The organism is Microcoleus harperi Pol14_C6 (assembly GCF_036701295.1).
GTDB lineage: Bacteria > Cyanobacteriota > Cyanobacteriia > Cyanobacteriales > Microcoleaceae > Microcoleus.
On record NZ_JAUBQN010000047.1, the window covers coordinates 18,421 to 44,879 of the forward strand.

At 45.3% G+C, this 26,459-nt stretch carries 22 protein-coding genes and 2 pseudogenes; 13 read left to right on the forward strand and 11 right to left on the reverse strand.

Going from position 1 to position 26,459, the window contains the following annotated elements:
- The first annotated feature begins 40 nt into the window (after positions 1–40).
- Together sixA and QUA27_RS23700 are read left to right on the forward strand one after the other, a co-directional pair.
- Complete coding sequence (sixA, locus tag QUA27_RS23695) at positions 41–535, forward strand: phosphohistidine phosphatase SixA (RefSeq protein WP_333071053.1); 495 nt, start codon at positions 41–43, stop codon at positions 533–535.
- A gap of 231 nt (positions 536–766) precedes the next feature.
- Positions 767–1,912, forward strand: a complete 1,146-nt coding sequence (locus tag QUA27_RS23700; RefSeq protein ID WP_333071054.1) for a citrate synthase — start codon at positions 767–769, stop codon at positions 1,910–1,912.
- 418 nt (positions 1,913–2,330) lie between these two features.
- Here QUA27_RS23700 and QUA27_RS23705 read toward each other — a convergent pair.
- The 4 genes and pseudogenes from QUA27_RS23705 to QUA27_RS23720 form a co-directional block, all read right to left on the reverse strand.
- A pseudogene (locus QUA27_RS23705) lies at positions 2,331–2,841 on the reverse strand (DUF29 family protein).
- Between the two features lie 132 nt (positions 2,842–2,973).
- Entirely contained in the window at positions 2,974–5,088 is a 2,115-nt protein-coding gene (gene argZ / locus QUA27_RS23710; protein ID WP_333071055.1) for a bifunctional arginine dihydrolase/ornithine cyclodeaminase, read from the reverse strand.
- A 386-nt stretch (positions 5,089–5,474) separates the two neighbouring features.
- A complete protein-coding gene (locus QUA27_RS23715; RefSeq protein ID WP_333071057.1) occupies positions 5,475–8,240 on the reverse strand; it encodes a PAS domain-containing protein in 2,766 nt (921 codons plus the stop codon).
- Positions 8,241–8,814: 574 nt separating this feature from the next.
- Positions 8,815–9,753 carry a glycosyltransferase family 2 protein gene (locus QUA27_RS23720; protein WP_333071058.1) on the reverse strand — a complete coding sequence of 313 codons (939 nt, stop codon included), beginning with the start codon at positions 9,751–9,753 and terminating at the stop codon, positions 8,815–8,817.
- A gap of 313 nt (positions 9,754–10,066) precedes the next feature.
- On the opposite strand from QUA27_RS23720, the gene QUA27_RS23725 reads away from it, so the two are divergent.
- Positions 10,067–11,275, forward strand: coding sequence for an argininosuccinate synthase (locus tag QUA27_RS23725; RefSeq protein ID WP_333071059.1), 1,209 nt, complete (start codon positions 10,067–10,069; stop codon positions 11,273–11,275).
- Between the two features lie 356 nt (positions 11,276–11,631).
- On the opposite strand, the gene QUA27_RS23730 is transcribed toward QUA27_RS23725, so the two are convergent.
- A complete protein-coding gene (locus QUA27_RS23730; protein WP_333071061.1) occupies positions 11,632–13,101 on the reverse strand; it encodes a GTP-binding protein in 1,470 nt (489 codons plus the stop codon).
- A gap of 179 nt (positions 13,102–13,280) precedes the next feature.
- On the opposite strand from QUA27_RS23730, the gene QUA27_RS23735 reads away from it, so the two are divergent.
- Together QUA27_RS23735 and QUA27_RS23740 are read left to right on the forward strand one after the other, a co-directional pair.
- Positions 13,281–14,111 (forward strand): CPBP family intramembrane glutamic endopeptidase, encoded by an 831-nt coding sequence (locus QUA27_RS23735; protein WP_333071062.1) that lies wholly within the window; start codon positions 13,281–13,283, stop codon positions 14,109–14,111.
- An 84-nt stretch (positions 14,112–14,195) separates the two neighbouring features.
- Entirely contained in the window at positions 14,196–14,570 is a 375-nt protein-coding gene (locus QUA27_RS23740) for an S-layer protein (RefSeq protein ID WP_333071064.1), read from the forward strand.
- Between the two features lie 81 nt (positions 14,571–14,651).
- On the opposite strand, the gene QUA27_RS23745 is transcribed toward QUA27_RS23740, so the two are convergent.
- The 4 genes from QUA27_RS23745 to psbH all read right to left on the reverse strand — a co-directional run bounded on the left by QUA27_RS23745 (position 14,652) and on the right by psbH (position 16,193).
- Complete coding sequence (locus QUA27_RS23745; protein WP_006633689.1) at positions 14,652–14,918, reverse strand: DUF3146 family protein; 267 nt, start codon at positions 14,916–14,918, stop codon at positions 14,652–14,654.
- Positions 14,915–15,577, reverse strand: a complete 663-nt coding sequence (gene pth / locus QUA27_RS23750; RefSeq protein WP_333071067.1) for an aminoacyl-tRNA hydrolase — start codon at positions 15,575–15,577, stop codon at positions 14,915–14,917. Before pth ends, QUA27_RS23745 begins: the two co-directional genes overlap by 4 nt.
- Positions 15,578–15,838, reverse strand: a complete 261-nt coding sequence (locus QUA27_RS23755) for a TatA/E family twin arginine-targeting protein translocase (RefSeq protein WP_333071069.1) — start codon at positions 15,836–15,838, stop codon at positions 15,578–15,580.
- Positions 15,839–15,989: 151 nt separating this feature from the next.
- Positions 15,990–16,193 (reverse strand): photosystem II reaction center phosphoprotein PsbH, encoded by a 204-nt coding sequence (gene psbH / locus QUA27_RS23760; RefSeq protein ID WP_015176007.1) that lies wholly within the window; start codon positions 16,191–16,193, stop codon positions 15,990–15,992.
- Between the two features lie 213 nt (positions 16,194–16,406).
- On the opposite strand from psbH, the gene psbN reads away from it, so the two are divergent.
- From psbN to QUA27_RS23795, 7 genes are all read left to right on the forward strand, one after another.
- Positions 16,407–16,538 carry a photosystem II reaction center protein PsbN gene (psbN, locus tag QUA27_RS23765; RefSeq protein ID WP_006633693.1) on the forward strand — a complete coding sequence of 44 codons (132 nt, stop codon included), beginning with the start codon at positions 16,407–16,409 and terminating at the stop codon, positions 16,536–16,538.
- A gap of 263 nt (positions 16,539–16,801) precedes the next feature.
- A complete protein-coding gene (gene aroC / locus QUA27_RS23770; RefSeq protein WP_333071071.1) occupies positions 16,802–17,902 on the forward strand; it encodes a chorismate synthase in 1,101 nt (366 codons plus the stop codon).
- 1 nt (position 17,903) lies between these two features.
- Complete coding sequence (locus tag QUA27_RS23775; RefSeq protein WP_333071073.1) at positions 17,904–18,815, forward strand: MBL fold metallo-hydrolase; 912 nt, start codon at positions 17,904–17,906, stop codon at positions 18,813–18,815.
- A gap of 633 nt (positions 18,816–19,448) precedes the next feature.
- Positions 19,449–20,372, forward strand: a complete 924-nt coding sequence (locus QUA27_RS23780; protein WP_333071074.1) for a GumC domain-containing protein — start codon at positions 19,449–19,451, stop codon at positions 20,370–20,372.
- 826 nt (positions 20,373–21,198) lie between these two features.
- The gene (locus QUA27_RS23785) at positions 21,199–21,831 is read left to right on the forward strand and encodes a class II aldolase/adducin family protein (RefSeq protein ID WP_333071076.1); all 633 of its coding nucleotides are present in this window, start codon (positions 21,199–21,201) and stop codon (positions 21,829–21,831) included.
- A gap of 262 nt (positions 21,832–22,093) precedes the next feature.
- Positions 22,094–22,648: an Npun_F5560 family protein gene (locus QUA27_RS23790; protein ID WP_333071078.1), complete on the forward strand. Its 555-nt coding sequence runs from the start codon at positions 22,094–22,096 to the stop codon at positions 22,646–22,648.
- On the forward strand, positions 22,641–23,291 hold the full coding sequence (locus QUA27_RS23795) for a hypothetical protein (protein ID WP_333071080.1): 651 nt from the start codon (positions 22,641–22,643) through the stop codon (positions 23,289–23,291). Before QUA27_RS23790 ends, QUA27_RS23795 begins: the two co-directional genes overlap by 8 nt.
- Before the next feature lie 44 nt (positions 23,292–23,335).
- Here the strand turns inward: QUA27_RS23795 and QUA27_RS23800 are convergent, their stop codons facing one another.
- A complete protein-coding gene (locus tag QUA27_RS23800) occupies positions 23,336–23,680 on the reverse strand; it encodes an STAS domain-containing protein (RefSeq protein ID WP_333071081.1) in 345 nt (114 codons plus the stop codon).
- Positions 23,681–24,026: 346 nt separating this feature from the next.
- Here QUA27_RS23800 and QUA27_RS23805 point away from each other — a divergent pair, with 346 nt between their 5' ends.
- Complete coding sequence (locus QUA27_RS23805; protein WP_333071083.1) at positions 24,027–24,650, forward strand: DedA family protein; 624 nt, start codon at positions 24,027–24,029, stop codon at positions 24,648–24,650.
- A gap of 505 nt (positions 24,651–25,155) precedes the next feature.
- Here the strand turns inward: QUA27_RS23805 and QUA27_RS23810 are convergent.
- A pseudogene (locus QUA27_RS23810) lies at positions 25,156–26,004 on the reverse strand (IS630 family transposase).
- Positions 26,005–26,459 lie beyond the last annotated feature (455 nt).

A 26,459-nucleotide genomic window follows, 5' to 3' on the forward strand; every position in this document is an offset into this window, starting at 1 on the left:
TCCTAGAAAAACAGGACCCAATGCCTGGAAGTATTAATATATGGTTATTTACCTGATCCGGCACGGTATCGCCGCCGCACCCGAAGAATATGATACAGACTCAGAACGCCCGCTGACTAAAGAAGGCGAGCGTAAAACCCGGAAAATCGCCCAGCGGCTGTACGAGTTCGAAATTCAGTTTGACTTGATTCTCACCAGTCCCCTAATGCGGGCGCAGCAAACTGCCCAAATCCTACAAACAGCCGATTTGTGTTCCAAAATAGAAGAATCCGCCACTCTCGCACCTTCAGGAGACATTGGGAACTGGTTGGAGTGGTACAAACAGTGGCAGGAAATAGGTAGTCGCAGCTTGGCCCTGGTGGGCCACCAACCCGACTTAGGCCACTGGGCAGAAACTTTGCTTTGGGCTCGATCGCAAGATGCCCTGATTCTCAAAAAAGCAGGTATCATCGGCTTAATCCTCCCGGAGACCGGCTCCCCAGTGGGCCGCAGCCAAATGTTTTGGCTAACTGCGCCCAAGTTTTTGGTCTCCTAGAAACAGCAAACCGCCCCGACATTAACAGGACGCGCCAGCCCTCTTAAAACTCCATTCTGGGACGGCGAAACCGGGAAAAAGGGGCGAGTACGCAGCGGTGCGATCGGGCTGTCTGTTGAAAAACTCGGTTTCTGAACCCCAATTAAATGATTATCTGTCAAGACTGTGACACTATCTTCGTTTCTGGTAATGTACTTTTAGTAGATTGAACTCACACAAAACGGTATCGCAATGGTCGTCGGCGAATTCAAACCAGGTTTAGAAGGTGTTCCCGCCACCTTGTCCAGCATTAGCTACGTCGATGGACAAAAAGGGTTGCTGGAATATCGCGGGATTAGCATCGAGGAACTGGCACTCAAAAGCTCCTTTCTCGAAACTTCATATTTATTAATCTGGGGGGTACTTCCGACAAAGGAAGAACTAGAAGCTTTCGAGCATGAAATTCGCTATCACCGCCGGATCAAATATCGCATCCGGGACATGATGAAATGCTTTCCAGAAAGAGGACATCCCATGGACGCCCTGCAAGCTTCAGCGGCCGCCCTGGGCTTGTTCTACTCCCGCAGAGCTCTGGCTAACCCAGCATATATTCGAGAAGCTGTAGTGCGGCTGCTAGCGAAAATTCCCACAATGGTAGCAGCGTTCCAGCAAATGCGACGGGGAAATGACCCGGTGCGACCGAGGGATGACTTGAACTACTCGGCTAACTTTCTTTATATGCTCAACGAGCAAGAACCCGATCCGCTGTTAGCTAGCATTTTTGACACTTGTCTGACTCTTCACGCTGAACATACAATTAATGCCTCTACATTTTCGGCAATGGTAACAGCTTCGACACTGACAGACCCTTACGGGGTAATTGCTTCAGCAGTTGGCACTTTGGCGGGGCCGCTGCACGGGGGAGCTAATGAAGAAGTGATTGATATGTTGGAGCAAATTGGTTCGGTAGAAAACGTGCGGGCTTTTGTCGAGAAGAGCGTTGCAAATAAGGACAAGATCATGGGTTTCGGCCACCGTGTTTACAAGGTGAAAGATCCGAGAGCAACTATTCTCCAAGGGTTAGCAGAACAGTTATTTGACAACTTCGGCCGCGATGATTATTACGACATTGCTGTCAAATTAGAAGAAGTGGTTGAAGAGAAATTGGGCCACAAAGGAATTTATGCAAATGTAGATTTCTACTCTGGTCTGGTTTACCGAAAAATGGGAATTCCGCTGGACTTATTTACACCAGTTTTTGCGATAGCCCGTGTTGCCGGCTGGTTGGCCCACTGGAAGGAACAGCTAGAAGCAAACCGCATTTACCGCCCTACTCAAATATATACGGGGACTCACGGTGCTCCTTATATTGCGATCGAGGATAGGCTCCCATCCTAAAGCAAAATTATCAACCCCGATCTGAAAATGGCGAGAAGAATTGTTTTGCTTTCGTGAAGTGTTGAAGTAAAAATTGCTTTCGCGTTGCGAGTCAGAAAGCAATTTATGTCTGCCAAAAGCTGCCGTGCAGGGTTGCACCCCTCTTGTATGTTGTGCTGTGTGTTGGCGACAATAGTAAGAAGTGACGATTTTCAGGAACTCCGGTCCTCAGACTTGCGGGTCTGAGGTTTTTTATTGGAATATCAGGCGCTGCAGCGGATGTAGGGGCAAATTGACAAAATCGGTAAAAAAGCCAGTTCGAGGCAGTCAAACCGCCCCAGCCAGGCTCTGGTTTACGAATAGCTTTCGATAGGTGCGATCGCACACATCGTTTATTACCGTCAGTATCATACAGCAATGAATTTTTCTATTTTTTACTCTATACATTCCAATGTTCACCCCCAGGTAAATGCGACAAATATTCGTCGATCGCATCCTCGAATTCACCTCGAGAATAAGTGTATGTCAGGGACAGTAGCCCTGTTGCGATCGCCATAATTTGCTCTCTGTCCACTCTGTGATTGAGTTGAGCGCGGCTTAACTTTCCTTCCAACACTTCCCTGCTAGCCTTACGAATTGCGGCTTCTAGTTCATCTTCTATAAAAGACTCCCACTCGGCAGAGTTGATGTAGTAAGATGTTTTATTATCTTTGAGATTGAGCTTTTTAATACCTCGGACCGAATTAGCAATAGAAGCAGCCCAAGAATTTGTCAAACGCTGTTCAACTTGGTTTTTAATTAGATGGATTAACAGAATCAGTAAAAAAAAAACCAATATTCCGCAGAGTTGCTTGTTTGCTCATGCCCTCTAACTCATCGACAATTGCTAAAGCATCTTCCTTCCTGCCTTCCAAAATACAATTTTTCAGGTCTATTAATTCCTGTACCATTGCTTTTGCCCTCAATATTTATAATGATTTCGTAAGGTGCGCGGTGCGCACCCTACGCGCTTTATTCTTCAGTCCGCAAAGGCGGACTTCATTTGTACAGACGCAGTTTCAACCGCCGATTCCGCGCTACATCTAAACAGATTGAGTTACATGATGGCGACTGGTCAATTTATCCAATTGATTCACCAACAAACTCAGGAACAATCCCACATCGGTAACAACTCCAATAGACTCGATCGAACCCCGATCGCTCAATTTCGTCACCACCGCCGGATTAATGTCCACACAGACCATCTTCACACCCGCCGGCGTCATATTTCCCACACCAATTGAGTGCAGCATAGACGAGAGCATTAACACCATATCCGCACCTCGTAACAGCTCAGTATATTCTTCTTGAGCCTTAACTAAATCCATTTGCGTGTCAGGAAGCGGGCCGTCATCGCGGATAGAACCTGCTAGGGAAAACGGGATATTATGCTTCACGCATTCGTACATGACACCGTTAGTAACTAGCCCGGCTTCAACAGCTTTTGCAATACTCCCGTAACGTCGCACACTGTTAATTATTTTCAAGTGATGGCGGTGTCCGCCGCGCACAGCAATACCGCGTTTCATGTCAACCCCTAAAGAGGTTCCCATGCTCGATTGTTCCATGTCGTGAACCGCGATCGCATTTCCGCCTAACAGCGCTTGTACGTAACCTTCGCGAATCAAATGCGCTAAATGTTCGCCACCGCCGGTGTGGATAACAACAGGCCCTGCCGTAACTACAACTTTGCCACCTCGATCGCGAATTTGGCGCAATTCCCACGCTACTTGTTCCACCACCAATTCTACGCGGCGTTCGCTAGAAACGCTGCCGGACATAAAACTGAATTCTTGAGAATTGCGCTGTTCCCGCGATTCGGTTTTGCGGATGGTGCGGATACCCACTACATCTACAACGACTTTTTCTCCTACTTTTAAATCTCGCAGTAATTTGCATTTAGCGAGTGGACCCTCGACAGTTTCAGTAATAGCAACTGCACCGTCCATGCGCTGATTTTGCACTTTCACCCACTGGTTATTTACCCGCACTTCTGTGGGATAAATCGTACTCACATAAAAGTCGTCCGGGCCGACGCCATCTTGCACTACCGGTTCTAAAATAGCGTCGCAAATCTCTTGCGGCGGGGGCACTGCACCCAAGTCAATCAGAAGTCCCATGATTTCCTCCATCACATCGTGGGAAGGAGCCGAAACTTTAACGTCCGCAGATGATGTGCTTTGGCGCTGCTCTCCTAAATTGAAATTGAGCACTTGGAAACTGCCGCCGTTTTCGATAATTAAGTCTAACGCGCGGCTGATTAAACCAGCATCGAGCAAGTGACCTTCCATGCGAATTGTGCGGCTTTCTACCATCACGTTTGCCGATCGCTCTTCTTGCACCGGTTCCGTTACCCGCAGCGTCAAACACTTACAGGCGCCGCCCGCTTTCAGAAATTCTGTCATCGGCGTTTCAATTACTTGAAAACCAGCATTAGTGATGCGCGTTTTCAAAGCTTCGCTAACTTTATTCATTACCACAACTTTGTCAATGTTGACGGCATTGCAGGCAAAATTGGCGGCATCTGCTTCTTCAATGGCAATGCGTTTTTCCGGCGCCACTCGCATTTCAATTAAGCGGTTGGAGTACGAGTCAAATGCTGCTGGATAGTAGAGCAAATAGCCACCTGTCAGGGGACAAAAACAGGTGTCTAGGTGATAGAAACGCTCGTCAACTAAACGCAGCGAAAGCACTTCTATGTTGAGCCATTTTGCTAGTAACGGGTGTGAGTCGAGTTCGGAACGGAAGCCGTATCCTGCCCACAACCAGCGTCCTTCGCGATCGAGCAAAGCATCGCCCGCACCCTCAAACGGCAAGTCTTTCGGCAATTCGTGCACGGTGAAACCTTTGCTTTCAAACCATGCTTTGAAATAGGGTTCTTCGCCTTGGCGTTCTTTGTGATAGAAACGGCTGAGGACGAAGGTATTACCTAAAAGTAAGCCTGCGTTGGCGGTAAAAACCATATCGGGCCAGCCTTTTGCGGGGGGTACCAGGTCTACCACAGCGTTTTCTTTGAGGACGTGGTAGAGTTTTTCCCACTGTTCGACGGCGCGATCGCGCGATGATTTGTGTACGTTGCCCTCCATCCACGGATTAATCACGTAATCCACATCGTAGTGGTCAGGAGCACACATGAGGAAGCGAATTGAGTCAGTCATAATTCAGTTAAAATGTGGTAGACGCTACAGCAGACGTATGTTGACAGAGTTTGTATAATAGCAACTGTAATATTCACTACTAATTTTAGCATCGCAACGTCTGGGCCTCATAAGGCCAACTCTTAATTATATCACGCTTAGGATTAGATTAAACTAAATCACAAACCGTTCTTATGAAATACTCGTGAAATACTGGAGAAAATGTCTGGTTATTACACACACTATAAGAGGTTTTGATAGATCATTAATAGGATATCCCTTGAATTATCCCAAATCTGACGATGGGGGCGGGTTTACGCTTTTCTCTGGCTGATATTATAGATTGTTGATGAACCCGCCCCAGAAGAATTATAGTTAATTTAACGCACATGATATAACAGCTTCTCTTAACTTTTTTTAACTTTCAACTTTTGCGAAATCGGAAGTTTGATCGCAAATTCTGTTCCCCGGCCAACTTCTGAATGACACTCCAAATTTCCGCCGTGGGTGTCTTTAACTATTTGGTAACTAATCGACAATCCCAAACCAGTGCCACTGCCGATCGGTTTGGTAGTGAAAAACGGGTCAAATATCCTTGACTGAACTTCGGGACGGATACCGGGCCCGGTGTCAGAAATCCGCACACACACTTGATTTTCTCGGCTGACTTCAGTAACAATGCGAATTTGGTTAACTTTGCAAGTACAGTTTGCTGATGACTCTTCCACAGCGTCGATCGCATTCAACAACAAATTCATAAATACCTGGTTTAATTGAGCCGGATAACACTCGATTTTTGGCAGTGTGCCGTAATTTTTAATGAGTTGAATTTCGCGACGTTTTTGCTGTGACTGCAATCGGTGCTGCAAAATCACCAAAGTGCTCTCTATCCCTTCATGAATGTCTATTACTTTGCGAGCTGTTTCATCAAGTCTCGAAAAGTTTCGCAAAGACAGCACTATCTGCTTAATTCGGTTAGCACCTTCTTGCATTGAAGCCATGATTTTAGGAAAATCTTCAGCGATAAAATCTACCTCTATTTCTGCCAATTCTTGAGTTATTTCAGGAACTGGTTCGGGATAGTGTTGCTGATAAAGACTGAGCAATTTTAGTAAATCGCAAGCGTACTGTTTGGCGGGAATAATATTTCCGTAGATGAAGTTGACAGGGTTATTAATTTCGTGGGCAACTCCCGCTACCATTTGCCCGATACTTGACATTTTTTCGGATTGAATTAGCTGGGATTGAGCATTTTTTAAGTATTCCAGAGTTTGTTCTAGCTGTTGCGCTTTTTCTCGTTCTCGCAGTTCGCTAAGCAGCAACTCTGCTTCGGCTTGTTTGCGATCGCTAATATCCATTACTGTTCCCAACAGTTTTATTACTTCCCCGGTTTCGCTAAAAACAGCTTCTCCCCTTCCTTCCAGGTATATAATTTGACCGCTAGGATGCAAAAATCGAAACTCTCTTTTGTAGGAAATGCCTTGTGAGATAGTTAGGCTGACTGTTTGTTGAAATAATTCTCTGTCGTCGGGATGACACATCTTTAAAAGTTTGGCAGATGTCGGTTCAGTTGCACTTGAGTCAAGACCAAAAATGCGGAATACTTCTTCTGACCAAGTAATTTTATTGGTGACTAAATCAAATTCCCAACTGCCGATATGGGCAATTTTCTGGGCGGCTGCTAGACTAGCTTCGCTCTTTTGAAGTTTAAGTCGCTGTTGTTTATCTTGTTCGACAAGATTGGCTTGAGCGATCGCAATTCCCATTTGTGCTGCCACAGCTTTCAATAATCTGATCTCATCTTGTGTCCAGTTACGCGGGCGATCGTACTGGTGCAAGCATATCATTCCGTTGGCTTTTCCTTGGTAGGAAGTGCGGATGGATATCATCGACTTCAATCCTATTTGACAGCACAAATCTCTGACATTTTCTAGCAGGGGATCGGCAAAAACATCGTCAGAAACTACAGCTTGATCTTGGGACAGTAAAAACTGAACGTGAGGATTGTCCTGTATGGGAATTTCTAAATCTAAAAGCGATCTTGATGGGGCTTTTCTGTACTCAGCGACATTAAAAATTTTGGGAAATGGGTTTTCTGTGTAAGTGTGGATCAAGCAGTAATCGGCATTAAAAATTCTACCTATTTGGGCTGTCGCTGTTTGAAAAACTTGATCTTGATTTAAGCTGTAGCGGATTTCGAGAGTAATTGTCTCTAGCAGAAATCTTTGCTTGATTTGCCGTTCCAAAGCAGCTAAAGCTGTTTTAAGTTCGAGTTCTGCTTGTTTGCGATCGCTAATTTCAGCAGCAGTTCCCAGAATTTTCCAAGGTTTGCCCTGCGGTGTTCTGGCAAACACGCTCTCCCGGCTGCAAAACCACCGATATTCACCATTCTTCTGCTGTATCCGGTATTCAAAATCAAAGCTTTCGCCATCTTTTGCTGCCTCAAGTTTTTTTCTTTGTTCTGAGAATGCAGGGATATCGTCAGGGTGTATTAACTTAGGAATAAATGTGGCTGCCATCTGCTGTATTTCTTCAAACGTGTAGCCAATATCGTTATAAATTTCGCGGTTGACGTAGAGACTTCTCTCTTCTATCAAATCGTAAACGTACAATAGATTAGGATTCGTTTTAATTACTGCCGACAGCCAGTGCTGGCTTTCTCGTAGTTGTGCTTCGATCCGCTTACGTTCTTCTATTTCAGCTTCTAGCAGCGCATTTTTTGCCACAAGTTCCTTAGAAAGCCGACTGAGCAGCAGTTGATTTTCGACGCGAGCCACGACTTCTTCTATTTCAAACGGTTTAGTAATGTAATCTACCGCCCCCAGTGAAAAAGCTTTGACTTTATCAAAAACTTCATTTAAAGAGCTGATAAAAATCACAGGAATATCTTTCGTTTTCGGAGAAGCTTTTAGCTGTTCGCAGACTTGATAGCCATCCATACCGGGCATCATGATGTCCAGCAAAATCAAATCCGGTGGACTCGATAGAGCAAAGTTGAGAGCTAATTTGCCATCTCGTGTCGGTCGCAGTTTATATCCCCGCTTAGATAAAAGCCGGGATACAAGTCGCAAGCTTTCTGGATTGTCGTCCACCATTAAAATATTTTCTGGGAAAGCACTTTTGGGAAGTCTAATTGTTTCTCGTCTTGGATTTTTATCGTCAGTTGTATTCACAGCAGACCCTCAAATTACTCAAATTTTTTATGTGGGAATACTTTTAAGTCATTAACCGTTTGTAGCTAACACTCTCAGGTAAACCAGCACAACTCTTGGGTAGATAGCACACTCCTAAATTATTTGTAATTATATCAAAAATAAGAATAGTTTGAAAATGTGTGGAAATCTAATTATCGCAGCCCATCAAGAAAACAGCCGAGATTTATCAAATCACAGGCTCAGCAAGCAAGTTTGATTAAAGGTAAAATTTTTATAATGTCTAGAAACCGATTTCGCTTGCCTTTATCTGGTGGATAGCTATTGTGTATTCTAAGTAAATATCCTTAGTCGAAAGGACAATTAAAAACCTCCCCGATCAGTGGTATCAACTTAAGACTAAAATCCTTTGTTTCTCTGGTTTTTATCCAAGTCTTGAGTCCGGTAAATCCCCTTTCTTAAGCAAGGCTAGGAAAATTTAGGCATAATTGTCAAACAGTATACCGTTACTATATTTGAGCTTAAGTTGACACCAATGGACCCTGAAACACTCCTACAATATCTTATATTTTATTTACACCGTCCGGCGGCTGATTTATGGTATCTTTGTCTCAGCCTGCAATTCCCCACAAGCGGCGTACACGGCTTTCACGTTATACCAATTCAGAAAAATTCGAGCGATTTCTAAAGCTAACTGCGGCTTACCTTGGTCAATCAACCACTGCAAAAAAGGAGTCATTGTCCGCTCGTTCAGCATCCCACCTAATGATAAAAATCCCCACAGTATTTGGTGCAAAACAGTCATTTGAATCATCATCCGCACTTCCCAACTAGGGTGCTTTTGATAAAACAAAACTCCCATTCTCCCGCGCTGAATTTCTCGGTCAATCATGCCAGGAATTTGCTCTAAACTAAAAGGTGGGTGCCAGTGATAGCCGACAGCCGCCGGACATTTAATCAATTTTAAACCTAATTTTTTCAACCTCACACCCAACTCTAAATCTTCCCATCCGTACAGTTGAAAGCGATTGTCAAACAGTCCAGCAGCCAGCAGCCAGTGCCGGGCGATCGCGACATTTCCCGTAGCAAAATAAGCAGCCGAAAAATCGGTTATTTTGTAAGGTTCCGAAGTAGGATTATCGAAATTACAAGTATTAATCACGCTGCCGTAAGTAAAAACCGCATCAGTATCTTTGTAACCCTGTAGCAAAGCATCTGCGTGGGCTTGCAAAAAATGCTCTGTTACCACCAAATCGCTGTCAATAAAAATAATCGTATCGCCCTTAGCATCTTCAACGCCTAAATTGCGCGCAGCGGCGGGGCCTTGGTGACATTGGGCGATCGATCGCACATGAGGCAACAAGTCGGCATCTGCAGCCAACCACTCCAGCGTCCCGTCCGTCGAGCCGTCGTCCACCACTATTATTTCATACTCTCTCACAATCTCACCGAACTGCTGATTTTCCAAAGCCAGTAGACATTTTGCCAAAATCGGTTTACGATTATACGTCGGAATCACAACACTAAAAAACACGGTTTTTCCCCATCTCCAAAGTTACCGTATCCCACGGTAGCAGATTTTCCGCAGCAACTCCCCCCCCAAATAGCAAAGTTTAGCAAAAAAAGAATATATAAATCTGTACTATTTCTGACAAGAATCGATCTCAATTAGGTGCATAATGAAAAGTCGGTTAAATCGGATATCTTGCACCATTCTCCGAAACAGCCTTTCTGGCCTGTTCCACACAAATTAAATTTTCTTGTGGGTTGGGCTCTTCTAGCCCGCCCCGGAGCGAGATTATAGTAAATGGTGCAAGATGTCAGTTAAATTCAGGATGTAAATAGCAATGAGTCGCGCTAAAAAAGTTGTGCTAGCATATTCGGGCGGAGTCGATACCTCAGTCTGCATTCCTTACCTCAAAAACGAGTGGGGTGTGGAAGAAGTAATTACTCTGGCCGCGGATTTGGGACAGGGAGACGAATTAGAACCGATCCGCAAAAAAGCTTTAGCATCCGGTGCTTCGGAATCTTTAGTTATTGATGCTACCGAAGAATTTGTCAAAGACTATGCGTTTCCAGCGATTCAAGCTAACGCACTTTACGAAAACCGTTATCCCCTTTCGACTGCCCTGGCTCGCCCGCTGATTGCTAAATTGTTAGTAGAAGCTGCGGAAAAATACGGTGCAGATGCGATCGCCCACGGTTGCACAGGTAAAGGAAACGATCAGGTGCGGTTCGATGTGTCGATCGGCGCGCTCAACCCCAAGATTAAAATCTTAGCACCGGCGCGGGAGTGGAAAATGAGCCGCGAGGAAACGATCGCATACGGCGAGAAATGCGGCATTCCGTCCCCGGTGAAAAAGTCTTCCCCTTACAGTATCGATCGCAACTTATTAGGAATGGCAATCGAAGCCGGAATCCTCGAAGATCCTTGGGCGGAACCGCCGGAAGAGGTGTATTTGATGACAAAGGCGATCGAACAAACTCCCGACACACCCGAATACATAGAAATCGATTTCGATTGCGGAAATCCTGTCAGTTTGAACGGCAAAAAATTATCACCAGTTGCCCTAATTTCCCAACTCAACGAAATAGTTGGAAACCACGGAGTCGGCAGGATTGACATGATTGAAAACCGCTTAGTCGGGATTAAATCGCGGGAAATTTACGAAACACCAGCGATTTTAGTTTTGATGCACGCGCACCGAGATTTAGAAAGTTTGACCTTGACAGCCGATGTGACTCGGTACAAACGCGGCATCGAAGAAACCTACAGCCAAATGATTTACAACGGTCTTTGGTACAATCCTTTGAAAACCGCTTTAGACGCATTTATTCAGGACACGCAAAAGCGAGTAACTGGAACCGTGCGACTCAAACTATTCAAAGGAAATGCGACAATTGTTGGCCGCAAATCTGAAAATTCTCTCTACAGTTTCGACTTAGCAACCTACGGCGCAGAGGACGAATTCGATCACAAAGCTGCTGAAGGATTTGTCTATGTTTGGGGGCTACCAACCCGCGTTTGGTCGGAGAAAAATAGAGGTTATAAATAGGAGCGAATTAGGGTTAAAAACCTGATGTTAAGCCGCCAAATCGAATTATGATTAACAATTCGATCTTAATCCGCCGAATCGAATTGGCGGCTACACAAACAAAGTCCGCCTTCGCGGAATTAGAGTAGGGTGTGCACAGCACACCTTATTTGCCACAATCGCCCAACCTCTGCCAATTGCCTAAGTCATGAGTTAGTAAGATACAGTAATAATTAGTAATTGGTAACAGGTTGTTATCCTAATAATTTGTTAAATTGTCTTCACACAAATTTAGCTTTGAGGTAGGGGTTTAAACCCCTGCCGGATTGCGGCAGGGCTGCGCCAGGATTGCTGGGTCAACGTAAAACAGCCGATCCCTAAGATTTCTGTTTTTCCACACTTCCCAAATCCAACTTAGCCCGCAACTCTTCCTTAATCCGATTTAAAATAGACTCCTCATCCAAAGAAGACAAAATCTTGCTCACAACAGCCTTTGGCCCATCATCTCCCCAAGAAGCACCATTAGCCAAATAAGCCTTAGTAACTTGACCGATACCGTAGGAAGAAACCCCCGCGATCGCAGCTTGCGTCACCGCCACAGACAAATAAGGCGCTAAAGCCAAACCCCCCGTCGCCGGCGTCGCCAAACCCAACAATCCTTTCACAGAACTCAAACCAAAATTAGCCAACAATTCACCCGCAGTAATCCCCCCCATACTAATCGCAATCTTTTGCAGCAATTCCACCGCGCCCGCTTCCGTCATCGCAATGCCGTAAACTTTAGATAAAGTTAATATCATCACCACATCAATTACCGCACCGCTAAGAATATCAACTACAGTAATTGGATTAAGTGCGATCGCCACCGCTTTAGTCATTACCGCGTTCCAGATAATTCGATTAGCCGCGTTATCTCGAATTTCCATTTTTCGCTGCACCAACTGCTCGTTAATATCCCCCGCACAGAGCATGGTATTCAGCGCGACCAAAGATTTGCCTTCTCGGTCTAAAATCTCCAAAATCTTTAATTTTAAATCTTGCACTTGTGGCAAACTGCGAGTCATTTGCACCCCCATACTTCCGTCGGGACGGCGCACCGCCCTCGCCGTCAAAGGGGAAGCCGCCGCCATCACAATTTCATCGGGAGACAACAATTCTCTCACGCGATCGTCTCGAATTTTATGATAAATTGCCAGCCTGTCTGCATCAGGATACTGGTCAATTTTATTAAACACTAATAACATCGGTTTTCCGGCTTCCCGCAACTGCGAAAGTGCTGCATATTCCACCTTCGTAATGTCGCCAGCCACCACAAACAAAATCAAATCAGCTTGTTGAGCAACGCGACGGGCTAAAAGTTCGCGAGTTTCGCCGTCAACTTCATCTATTCCCGGAGTATCGACTAATTCAACTTGCGACAAACGGTAAATAACTGGCGAAAGTCGTAGCGTAGCGGGGCGTAAGCCATCGGGCAAATTCTCATCAATTCCCTCTCCGACATCCCACTGCCCGATAGTCGTCGTGCGAGTCACCCCGTGAGTCGGGCCAGTTTCAAACACATTTTGACCTAACAGCGCGTTCAAAACCGAAGATTTTCCCCTTCCCACCATCCCAAACACAGCTATTTGCACGCAAGCGCGCTCTAGCTTGTCGAGCATTTTTTCCAACCCGCCAATTTCCGGCTCCAGTCCAGTTCGCTCTTGAACTGTCAAGTCGAGATTTTCTACTATATCTCGCAGAGCATCTTTAGCGTGGCGCAGGTTGAGTTCTGCCTGAATGTCTGCGAAGCTTAAAATTGTGTCATCTAATTCGCGATCGACATTTGAAAAATCAGAGGCTTCAGTCATTGTTACCTGATGTTATAGCTTTGCTTCACTTAAAGTTTCAACCTATACGATGCTATTCTAGCTTTTTCTGTCTGCTTTGTACATTAGGGGTACCGCAAGGGTGTGTTTAGAATCCGGGTAGAGAGACATCAATGCTGTCCCCCTACAGATATCATGTAAAACCTGTTTAATTTACAACAATGATTAACCGCCTCCAAATAATAGCCAGTTATCCATTTCCTTTACGTGTGATAATTTTTCTATTAAGCTTGTTAGCAATTTGGCTGCCACTAGCAGCACCAATTTATCTGTTAGTTAAAGATAGTAACCTAGCAACTATTTTGACAATGGGATTGTTGTTTACTGAGTTTCTGTTCCTAGTGCCGCGCTGGGGAAAACAGGTTTACGGACAAACCCAATTACTCAAAAGTTACGGTTTAATCAATACGCGAAAAAACGGTTTTGAGCTTTTAATTGGATTGGCGATCGGGCTTTTGCTCACTTTCAGCTTATTTGCGGTGCAAGGGCTGTTCGGCTTAGTCGCGTGGCAAAATTCAAATAATTTGCCTAGAATCATCGCAGAAGGGCTATTAAGCGCCCTTGGAGTCGGTTTTGCGGAGGAGTTGGTATTCCGTGGTTGGTTGCTGGACGAGTTGCAGCGGGATTACAATTATAAAATATCTCTGTGGGCGAATAGCCTGGTGTTTGCTCTATCTCATTTTATCAAACCTGTCGCGGCCATGCTGCGGAGTTGGCCGCAGTTCCCGGGGTTGTTGTTGCTGGGTTTGATTCTGGTTTGGGGAAAAAGATCGCGCCAAAATCGCCTCGGTTTGTCGATCGGGCTTCATGCAGGTTTAGTGTGGGGATATTACATGATTAACATCGGGCAGTTAGTGCGATATTCGGCATCGGTTCCCGAGTGGGTGACAGGAGTTAACGGCAATCCGCTAGCTGGGGCCGTGGGGCTGTTGTTTTTGAGTGTCTTGGCCTTGGGAATGCGAAAAATGTCTGAACATTCTAAAAGTTTGTAGTAAGGACGAAGACTGCTTATTTTCCCCTATTTTGAAGACTAAACTACTCACTACTAATCAACTTATTCAGAAATTTATAAATGTATGAAACTCACCATCTTTGCAACTGCTACACTGTTAATTTCTACAGGTATCTTTGATCCTGCAAAAGCAGAAAATACCACACAAGCCAAGCCAAGTAATTCTTTAGTTCAAGTGCAGGTAATACGAGAACCAATTCTCAATGCTTGCGTGCAGAATCAAGCTGAAACTTTGCCAAATCCTTTTAGCGATGTACCTTCCAATCACTGGGCTTACAAAGCTGTTTTGACAATGTATTATTGCGGGGCTTACCGAGAAGCGACGCCCCCTGCTTTAATTCAAGAATTACTGGAATCGGGAGATACTACTAGAGAAAGTTTGCCTTCCCGATTACCATTTACCGATTTCTCATTACAGCGATTCCCCCTCATTAATTAAAGAACTACGGGAATCGGTATATTTTACTAGAGGAAGTTTTTATTGCCAATTACCGTTTCCACATTTCCTATTACCAAAATTTTAAAACTGAGCCCGAACCGTAAACGAATAATCGCCACCTGGTTCTAATTGATAATCCCATTTCTCCAGAAAGCGGTGCAGCGGTTCCTGAATCAATGCCCTACCCTGAGAAGGCTCAAGTATCAGTGTTTTTTCTGACGTGAAACGCCACTGAAACTGCCACTCAAAATTGCCGGCAGTCACTTCACCCTCAATCGTGCCTTTTTGCCAAGATTGGCCAGTAACTCGGACATATGCAGTTGTTTCAGGCAAACGTCTCGAACTCACCTTTTTGTTTCCGCGTTTGTTTCTGCAATTGTGCGACTATTGTAAAGGCTCATGGCTTTTTCTACTCCTTGGTGGAGACTTAGTTCCACAGCTTCTACAACCAGTTTAAGCACTTTTTCTACTAACTGACTTTCCTCTGAGGAAAACTTTCCTAACACGAAGGAAATCGTATCTTTCTCATTTTTAGCAGCATCGTTTTGAGGTTTGCCGATGCCAATCCGCAAGCGGGGAAATTTGTCTGTACCCAAATGAGAAATTGTCGATTTCATGCCGTTGTGTCCGCCTGCAGAACCTGCAAGTCGCATTCTCAATTTCCCGATCGGCAAATCCATATCATCGTATACTACTAATACCGACTCCGCAGGTATTTTGTACCAATCCGTCGCTGCCCGAATCGCTTGGCCCGACAGATTCATGTAAGTAAGCGGTTTCAGCAAGCGGATTTTCTGTCCCCGCGGCCGGTTTCCCTCGCCAAATATGCCTTGAAATTTGCGATTTTCCGACAGCGAAATCTGCCAAGATTTAGCCAAGGCATCGACAGCATTAAAGCCTATGTTGTGTCGGGTGCGATCGTATTTAGGTTCGGGATTTCCCAACCCAACTATTAGCTGGGGAATCACTAACTCCGCTGGTGTTTCCGACTTCTGAGTGTTGTTCATTTAACTGTCTGTGCTATCTTCCTTGGGCTTCGCCGCCGCGAGTTTTTCAGTTTCGGGTTTGCTGCTAGTTGCTACAGCTTCTTCTAACTGCTTGGCTTCCCGCGTGAACTCCGACTCAAACTCCCGCGAAGCGTCTTGAAAGCCACGAATTGCCTTCCCCATACTCCTGCCGATTTCGGGTAATTTTTTCGGGCCGAATACCAAAAGGGCGATCGTAAAAATAACGGCCATTTCCGGCAACCCAATGCCAAAAATATTCATGGTTTTTCTCCTGCAATTTATTTAGTTACTTCTTGTTTATTTATGCCAAAAGTAATCGGAAAGGGTAAGGAAAAACGGGAAAACTTAGCTTTTACCCTTTCTCCTCAACCCTCAGCTTTTACTTTTAGCCTTACTGTTTTGCGATCAATTTTTAGCGGCCGAGACTCGACCAATCCATATCCACACTCTCCAGAATTAGCGAAGAGTTGTAGATTTGCAAAATAATCAACAAGAACACGAAAAACAGTCCAATGAAAACGCTCATCAACAGCGTGGTGCCCCAACCCGGAGCGACCTTGCCGTACTCTGAGTTAAGGGGTTTGAGTATATCTCCTAACCAAGTCCGTTGTGCCATAAGTCACCTACAATGAATCTCTACAGAAAAGTTTGACATATTTCTACCGCTAATTGCGATCGCAATTTCTCAGAAATGTGGCATGGGGGACTGGGAGAAGGGGGAGTGGGGGTTGGGCACCATACCGTATTGCGCCTAAAATCACTAGACTTTCAGACGGATTGTTATTTTTTGTAATATTATAGAGTGGATCACTCATAATAGATCAAAAATATGGAACCTGCAGCAGTTCTTGGCATTTCACTGGGTGTGTGTCTGGTCGCAATCACCGGATTCTCGATCTACACCGCTTTCGGTCCCCCTTCTAAGGAATTGAGAGATCCTTTTGAAGAACACGAAGACTAAAGAAGAACGAAGTTCGGTAACGAGCAATGTATCGGATGTAACGGAGGTCAGGAAGAAGGAAGATTTTTTCCCTCTCCCCATCTCCCTCTCTCCCTCTCCCCATCCCTCTCGCCATCGGCTCGGAGGTATTTTTATAGCGGGAAAAAAGTGATGCTGTGGGGCGATCGCCTGTCGCCTACTCGTCAAATGGTATATTTTTCAGAAATACAGTAAATCTCTATTCCATTTAAGCTAAACATTATTAGGTGTCAGGCTAAAGCATCATGGGGAACACATTTGGGCATTTATTTCGGATCTCGACATTTGGGGAATCTCACGGCGGCGGTGTGGGAGTAGTAATTGACGGTTGCCCGCCCCTGGTGTCGATCGACGCATCGGAAATTCAAGCCGAACTCGATCGCCGCCGCCCCGGCCAAAGCAAAATTACCACACCTCGTAAAGAAGCAGATACCTGCGAAATTTTGTCAGGGGTGTTTGAAGGCAAAACTTTGGGAACGCCGATTGCAATTTTAGTCCGCAATCAAGACACTCGCCCCCAAGATTACGGCGAAATGGCGACAACTTACCGCCCTTCCCACGCTGACGCTACCTACGATGCTAAGTACGGAATTCGTAACTGGCAAGGCGGAGGTCGATCGTCCGCAAGAGAGACAATTGGTAGAGTAGCAGCAGGGGCGATCGCAAAAAAAATTCTCAAACAAGCAGCAGGAATCGAAATAGTCGGCTACGTCAAACGCATCAAAGACTTAGAATGTGTCGCCGACCCGGACACTGTTACCTTAGAACAAGTAGAAAGCAACATCGTCCGCTGTCCAGATGCCGAATGTGCCGAAAGAATGATTGAACTGATCGAAAAAGTTCGCGACAGCGGAGATTCGATCGGCGGTGTAGTTGAATGCGTCGCCCGCAATGTCCCCAAAGGCCTGGGAATGCCCGTATTCGACAAACTCGAAGCCGACTTGGCCAAAGCCATCATGTCCTTGCCCGCCAGCAAAGGCTTTGAAATTGGTTCCGGGTTTGCCGGGACTCTGCTCAAGGGCAGCGAACATAATGATGAATACTATACTGATGATAAGGGTGTAATTCGTACAGTGACGAATCGCTCTGGCGGAATTCAGGGTGGAATTGCTAACGGCGAAAATATCATTTTGCGGGCGGCGTTCAAGCCGACTGCGACAATTCGCCAGCAGCAGCGCACCGTTACCCGAGAAGGCGAAGAAACGCTGCTGGCTGCCAAGGGACGGCACGACCCTTGCGTTTTGCCAAGAGCTGTGCCAATGGTGGAAGCGATGGTAGCTTTAGTGTTGTGCGACCATCTGCTGCGCCATCACGGACAATGTGGAACCTTAAAGCCTGAATTTTAAAATGGAAATCAGCTTGTCCTCTGTAGCGGCAACTCCCGTTGATTGCCCTCAACCCTCCGAATCAATAAAAGGTATAGATGATTTTGTAGTACAGTTTTGGGGCGTGCGGGGCAGTGTTCCGACACCCGGAGAGGAAACTGTTCGCTACGGCGGCAATACTTCTTGTTTGGAAATGCGAGTCGCTGGCAAACGCTTGATTTTTGACGGCGGAACAGGCTTGCGGATGCTGGGAGACCAGTTGGTGCAAGAAATGCCCGTGCAAGCTTATATGTTTTTTACTCACTATCACTGGGATCACATTCAAGGTTTCCCGCTGTTCGCCCCAGCTTTCATCCGCGGCAATAGCTTTGATATTTACGGGGCGACTCCGCCGGATGGAGATTGCATGAAAAGGCACTTCGTCGAACGGGTGCTCCACTCGAATTCGCCAGTGCCGCTGATGGGTTTGCAGGCAGATTTGAATTTCTACGAACTCAATCACAACCAGACGATGATGCTGGACGATATTGAGATTAGGACGGGTTCTCTGAATCACCCCAATACTGCTATGGGATATCGGGTGAGTTGGCAGGGACGATCGGTTGTTTACTGTTCGGATACTGAGCATTTTCCCGATCGACTAGATGAGAATGTTTACAATTTAGCCCTCGACGCTGACGTGCTGATTTACGACGCGATGTACACAGACGAGGAATATCACAACCCCAAGTCTCCGAAGGTGGGTTGGGGACACTCGACTTGGCAGGAAGCCGTGAGAATGGCTAAGGAGGCGCGGGTGAAACGAGTGGTGATTTTTCACCACGATCCGGCTCACACAGACGATTTTCTCGATCGCATCGCCGAAGATGTGCAAATCGCTTTTCCGAAGGCTGTCATGGCACGCGAGGGTCTTATTTTGCCGATCGGCTTCTGAACCTTCGCCCTTGTGAGCTCGATGGAACCATCAACCGATCAAACCATAATTGTTATGTGAATATGTGGAGCTGGTCTCGCGCCCAGCTCCACAATTTTTTTAATACGCAGCAAACTCTTAACTGCATGGTATAATTCTTGCTTGTTAAGTTTTAAGGCAGAGTATTTAAGGTTTTTTTTATTCTTCAACCGCGTCCGCAAGACGCCAAGACGTAAGATAATTGGAGAATTGCCAAGGGTGAAAAGGAGACTGTTTTGAATGTCAACAAACACGGGGAGGCGAGGCGATCGCACGTCTGAGTGCTAGTCTGATGCCAGTAGACTTCCAGAAGCCTTGTTACAGATTAATTATTAAGGACAAAAACTGAAGTTATAGCTCGGCTCAAATAAAAGGGCGATCGGTTTTTTCGGATCATGAATATTGACAACTCTCAAAAGCTAATAGCTTTTAGGTAGAAGCAGAGAAAATTTTCAGCAGTCAATTTGACTAACCAGAAAGAAACGATGGCTTTTGGGTTTGGCAGGAGCTGCGGCAAGTGAATGTTATGACTTGACTATCAAAATGGGAAATTTACGTTTTAGATCTTCAGCACATCAATACAGATGGATTGCCTTAGGCAGTTTTGCTGTAATTATGGGTATTTCAGGCGCCCTGGCCTACCGCCTCGCCCCGCCCCCCGGATTCATGGCTCAAGGCACTCTCACTTCTAATAATCCGCCAGTCAAATTTTCGAGTACGGGCACGACAATTCTCAAGCAGGGAGAGCAACTCACCCCAGAGGTTCTGCTGGCAGATAATGTTGTCAAAGCAGTGGCAGATGCAGTTAAGCTGTCGCCCCAGCAAGTTCGACAAAATGCTAGTGTCAAAATTTCTAAGCCGGAACAACCCCTAGAGATTGTTGTTGGGTATCGCTCGCTCGATCAGGAGCAAGCAATCCAAACGGTGGATATGTTGATGAAGGGCATGGTGGAAAAAAGCCGCCTGATTAACAGATATCGGTGGCAATCAGTCAATCAGTCGCTCAATCAACGCTTGGCACAAGTCACTCAAGACCTGAAACAAGCTCAGCAAAAACTCGACCAATACGAAAGAGAACGCGCTCGCCTGTTGCAGCAAATGAAGCTTCAGCAAGACTTTTACAACAAAACTCAGCTTGCAATGGCGGATACGCAAGCTTCGGAAAAAGAAATGGTCAGCAGTTTGGCCGCCGCTACAGTGCCACAAATTGTGGCGACGCCCACGAGCGATCCGACAGTGCCTCTGATTTTGGGAATTGGCCTGCTGTTGGCAATTTTGGTCAGCCGGGGTTTGATTCCTTCGGTGGCCGATTGGAAATACAAGGCAGCTTTTCAGCGAGAAGAAAGCGAAAGGCTCCAAAGTGCTTTGTACCGACTGATCAAAGAAGGTCGCGGCGAAATAACTCTGGTGCGGTTTGCGATGGAAACGCGGCTGTCGCCGGATGTCGCTCAGCGTTTTTTGAACCAACAAGCTGAAGTATTTAATGCCAATTGCGAAATTAAAGACGACGGCAGTATCTTGTATCACTTCCACATTTAAAGGGCTACGAGCGATCGCACTCCACAGAAGACTTTAGCCGATCGAGGCATCACTCCTCGATCGGCTTGTTTTTTTCTTAATAGGACTTATATCAGGTTCGGTCGATCGACTATCCCGCTCTAGGTGGGCACTGGTTTACGGGATCTATAACTTATACTACAACTACAGATTGTGGTAAGCCCGCCGACGCGAGCTGGCGTTGCGGTGATTTTACCAAACGTTATATTACCCTCAACCCGGTTTCTTAGCTTGTAGGATGCCCCGGAGCTAAACATTGCTCGATCGACAGAGGTGTTGACTAACGTAGAGCACCCGAAGATGGGGCCAGTTCGTTCCAGACTGGCTAAAAAATATTTTTTTGTTCCCCTTGCTTTTTGCTTAAATATATGTATAATGATAAAAAATCAGTAAATATACGGTTGCTTTTTACCTGAGTTACCTGGTTGAGGGGTAATTTATCCTTAAATCTTTCTTAAGGTAGAAGTCAACTCAGTAGAAATGCGGTAGCATTGAGCAGTAGCCGATTCAGCGAGATTATGTAGTTTCACATCAGAAACTCGATCGGGCAAAAGCCTGGAATCAAACTCCCCAACTGATAGCTTACATTTTCATATTGAACTTTTGTAATCACCTAGAGGCTAAATCATGATTTTAGGAATAATTGGTTCTTCTTTCCTAGCTTACTTTTTGCTAATGTCGGTCGCTAATTACGGCGACACTGGAATGTAGATTAGTTAAGGCACTTATGCACCGAGACATAAGGCAGCAGGCAAAAAAAGCTGTTTGACAACTTCTTGAGAACTTCGATTAAGTCTCAGCTTGGCCCATGTCTGTCGTATCAGCTCGGACAAAAAAATGGATGGATGAAGGAGTCGTTAAGTACCGCTGTGACTGGGAAGAAGCAGACCCTGTAGCTGCCCGGAACATAGCAGATTTGATGGACTGGCGCGATCGGCTCCACGCTTGGGGATTAATTGGCGTCTACGAAAATGGCATAGGGTTTGGGAACGTCAGCGTCAGACTAGGCAATTCTTGCCAATTCGTAATTTCGGGAACCCAGACTGCACACTTGAGGACTCTGGGACCAGAATTCTACTGTACTGTTACCGAATTCGATTTAGAACAAAATTTCCTCGGCTGCCGGGGCCCCGTACAAGCTTCGTCGGAGTCCCTGACTCACGGGGCGCTGTACCTTCAGAGAGAGGATGTGGGCGGGATAATTCACGTCCATAATCCAAAGCTATGGCAGCAACTGCTGTTTAAGATTCCTACTACTAGAAAAGAAATACCTTACGGCACTCCTCAGATGGCCTTAGAAATGTTTAGACTTTTTGAGGAGGAGAATTTGGCAGAGCGCAAAATTCTGGCGATGGCCGGTCACGAGGACGGCATTATCTGTTTTGGCAGAACCGTGGACGAAGCTGGCAAAGTGCTTTCGGCTGTGACTGGTTACACCTGAGATCTTGCACTATTCTGAGAAAAAGCTAAGAAACCGGGTTTATTGACAAAAAACCTAGGATTTTACCTGTGTCTGTGGCAAGAAACTAAGGTGATGGCGTGGATGCCGGATTTGAGTTAGACTGAGCTTTACCCTTGACATCGGGCCACTGGCTCGATTTAGCCTAATGGGTTCAAAACTTTTGAAGTGCCTCTTGCCTCTGCGGTAAGGGAAAGATATTTTTAAATAGAAACACATTATATAACAAAAGCTGAGAGTCATCGTGAATCAAACTAAACTTGTAAGCTCAAAAGAATTGCAATCAGAGGTATCTCGTCTCACCGAAGAGCTGCAAATGCGCGACCAATTGGTGCAGCAGTTGTCTCAAGAACTTTTCAGGCTGGTTAAGGGCAATTCGAGTTTTGTGCCGGCGCCGGAAGTTTCCGATCGCCACCAAGCTCAAATGCAGGCAATGCGGGAACAACTCCAAGCTGTTGAAGAACAGGTGGGTTTTTATCAAGAACAAATTGCAGAGCGAGATGCTGAGGTTTACCAACTGCGGCAGTCTGTGCAAGAATTGACGGATCGCTCTCGGATGCTGGAACAGGTAGTACAGGAATTGCCAGGGGTTTACCGCCAGAAGTTTGCCGAACGGATCGAGCCGATTAAGGAAAAGTTGGATCAACTGCAAAAGGAAAACCGCCAGTTGCACACTGAGTTGCAAAGCGTAACTTACCGTCTAGCTGTGCGGAACCGCAAGGCGAAGGGCTTGGATCTGCCGAGTGTCGATGCTGAGGACGATCGGGGAATTCAAATGCCGAGCTTTGGCAATGTCTAAGGTTTTGATTGTGGCGGGTGGTGAGACTGATCCGGCCACAAGTCTCAAGGTGGCGATCGCTCAATCTCATCCTTTAACTGAAGTCAATATCTGTGGGGTTTCTGAACTTAATTCTGGCGCGATCGCTCCGGGTGGGGCGATCGTTTGTCCTTTGACGCTGGATGTGCCAGAAAATCTGGTTTTTCCGGCTCAAGATGTGTTTCGATTTTGCGGAAATATTTCGGCGGTGCGCGATCGAGTGTCTCAGGAGTTACTTTTTCCCGTCGGAGGTGGCAATTTTTGGCTGCCTGTGGTGTTGACTACAAAGGGGCCACTGTATGCTGAGGTGATCGGTGGGGAACCTGACAAGCAGTCTGGCGAGTTGAGTTACTCTCAACCGGTGCATTTGTCGGATGTTTGGCGACAGCAATTGTATGAGTTGGCTTACCGCTTGCTGAATCTTTTAAATGCGCCGCCGGCGACTTATTTGATGCAGTTTGGGTTTGTAGAGGAAAGGATTTGTTTCGATCGACTTTGGCCTTTTCCGGCTGCACCTGCGATCGCTTCTGTCGGCGTTCAAGTGCCTGATTTATTTGTTTGTCATTGGTATTGCTTGACAAATCAACCTATTTATGATATAGAAATTAGCTCTACGCTTGATTGAAGTCTCTTGCAAACTTGAGATTTAAACTGGGGATCTGATTTTCATCAAGCAACTAAAGCCGGAGGTTCAGGGGAGACAATTTGGTCGAAACTGTCGAAGATTTCAAAGAGTTGGTCGAGTTGAGTAATTTCAAAAATTAGCTTGACTGTGGCTGAGAGGTTGCAGATGACGAGGCGGCATCCCCGGTGGCGAGCGGCGTTGAGTCCACCGACTAAGGCGCAGATACCGGAACTGTCGATGAAATCTACCGCGCCCATGTCTATTACCCAGAGTTTGTGGCGATCGGGCACAATCTCGGCTAGCTGTTGCTGGAGGAGGCTGCCTGCTTGGGAGTCGAGGCAGTTGTTAGGTTGAAGGACGATGGGTGGGTTTAAGTTCGGAAATTCCATAGCAGTTATCCTACGATCATAAAGTATGAATAAGTTAGTTTAGTTGCTGACTCTCTTGAAAAACTCAGGGGATGTCAGCGTATGTTTTAGGAGGCGCGATCGGGCTAGGGAATCGGTGGGAAGAGCCGTTGTGATAAATTTAGTAGGAAGCTAGGTAGCGATCGCGCCGAACGCAACCGCAAAAATTCTCTATTAATCTAGTATGCCTGAAAGGCTAATTTTTAGTTAGGCCAGCGATCGCGACAACAGTGTGTTCTTCATCACAGCGAAAGATTGCACTATTGGCTGAATCGAGCCAATATATAAATGTATTGAGCTTTGCAAAAGTTTACGAAGGCAGTATCGAATGTCTTTTGAGTTTTTATCGTTAGAGACTATTCAGCAATTCGCGCGTGATTACGGCTACTGGGCAGTATTTCTGGGAATTTTGCTGGAAAATCTGGGAGTTCCTCTTCCAGGCGAGACTATTACGATTGCTGGCGGGTTTTTAGCTGGCAGCGGGGAACTGAATTACTGGTTTGTACTCGGCAGTGCGATCGCCGGTGCGACTGTGGGAGGAAACCTTGGTTATGCGATCGGCAGGTACGGTGGCTGGCCACTGCTGCTGAAGCTGGGAAAATTTTTCCGCTTTCGAGAAGAACAACTGTTTGACTTAAAAGAACAGTTTAGTAAAAATGCAGCTAAAGCCGTATTTTTGGGCCGTTTCATCGCACTGCTGCGAATTTTTGCTAGCCCCCTAGCAGGTATTGCAGAAATGCCTTTTTGGAAATTTTCACTGTTCAATGTTCTGGGTGCTGCCAGTTGGGCATCGGTAATGGTGAGTTTATCCTACTTCTTGGGACAAGTTGTGTCTTTAGAGAAGTTGGTAGCTTGGGCAGCTCAATTTGCGGTATTTGCTTTGCTGTTAGCAGTTGCTTGGATTGCAATTCCTATTTGGTTGGAGTCGCGGAGTTTGGACAAGACTAAATAAGATTGGTGGTTAGACTTTTTGCAAAAGTTCGGGATTTTCTGTTTTTAACCGCAGATGAACGCAAATGAACGCAGATATTATCTATTTTTGCAAAAAGTCTAAGGATTGGCGATCGCCTATTAATAAGTCAGGACTTCTGTCCTCAAAATCATCAAGTTGGTAGCGCGAACTTCTATCCTCAGTCTCATCTCTGCTTAGTATGAGGATGTTCTTGGATGGAGTTAAATAGGATTTCAAAAACTTGATCGCTATAATTATAATTCACAGAATGCTGCCAACCAAAGAGGAGAAGAAGTGCGATCGCAATAATCAGGGTGTTCGCTGAAAGGCGATGTCATAAATACTCTAGCTCTTCAATTACTTTCAACCGTCTATTAGCAATATCTTCATGACTTACGCAATCATGGGCGTTAAATCAAAGCTTGGAGATTACTTCAATAGGCTATGTTATTACAGAAAATAGTAGTGTACGTGATCTATAGTCATTTCAAATAAAAAAGAGACACTATTGAGCGCAGTAGGCACAGATGAGTTCATCTAAAGATGTGCCAGGAGGAGCATACATTCTAGCTCGCTTTAAGGCACTAAAATCGTGTTCAATATCGTTCAGATCAGGAGAATATTTTGGGAGAAAAAGAACTTGATGCTCCGTTTCCTCTACCAGTTCGCGAATGGCTGTTTTTCGATGAATCGGTGCATTATCCATGATTAAGATAGATGGCTTGGTCAGAGAGGGTAATAAATATAAAGATAACCACCCTTCAAAACCTTCTGCATTGAGGCTGCCCGTAAAAACCATTGGGGCAATTAAGTCCTTTTTTCCTTTCCTTCTTCCAGCTACTAAATTTTCTCTTTTCCCACGTTTTCCTGACTTTTCACCCCAGATTTTTTTGCCTTTTTTTGACCATCCTAATGCACAATTTTGAAACTCTTCAAATCCTGACTCATCTATAAAAACCAGACTTTGACTTCCCAATACTTTAATTAACTCTCGGAGATATCTGTAGTAGTTTATTCTTTCTTCTCGGTTTCTTTCGTGATAACGAAGTTGTTTTTTTTTCGAGTAATTTTCATTTCTTTAAGAGCATAAGATATGGCACTTGGTCTGACCCCAAACTTCTTGGCTCTGTCAATTAATCTGGCATCTGGGTTCTCTTTTACATCGTTTTCTAAGGCTTTCCAATCTAGCTTTCTCTTACGTCTTTTTACCTGGGTGGCCAATACGGTCTGTCCGACCCAGCCACCGATATATCGTTGCCCTCCCTACCTGAAAAATTCTGGTTGCTTGAGCGATACGACCGCCATTTTCTACATAATCCACTACTCTTTTTCTCAAATCAATACTGTAAGACATTTTCCTAACTGGTTCACTATTTTTATTAATTTTACCTCATTTTTAAATAGTCTCATACTTATTTGAAATGACTATAAATCCTCTGGAGATCCCTGAATACACCAAGGAAACACCTTATTTACGATGGAACCCCAACATCGATCAATTTTAGCTTCATTAGTTCGGTCATTTAGCAATAACAAAATCATACTTTTTTATCTAATATCTCCTTTTGATTCCTCTTTTAATGCTTATTGAACTTGCTCTATTTGTTTTGGAGTCAGATAATTTTGGGCGGATAGTCTTGCACTAATTGACGGAAATACTTTTGAAGTCTACCGTATTTAAAAGCATAATAGCTTATTTTTTAAATTTCATTTAAAATTGTAGCAACGAGTCGGTAGTGGTGAATAGTAATGGTCAAGAGCGAAGAGAGGCATTGTAATGATGCACAAAGTACCAAATTGCACCAATAT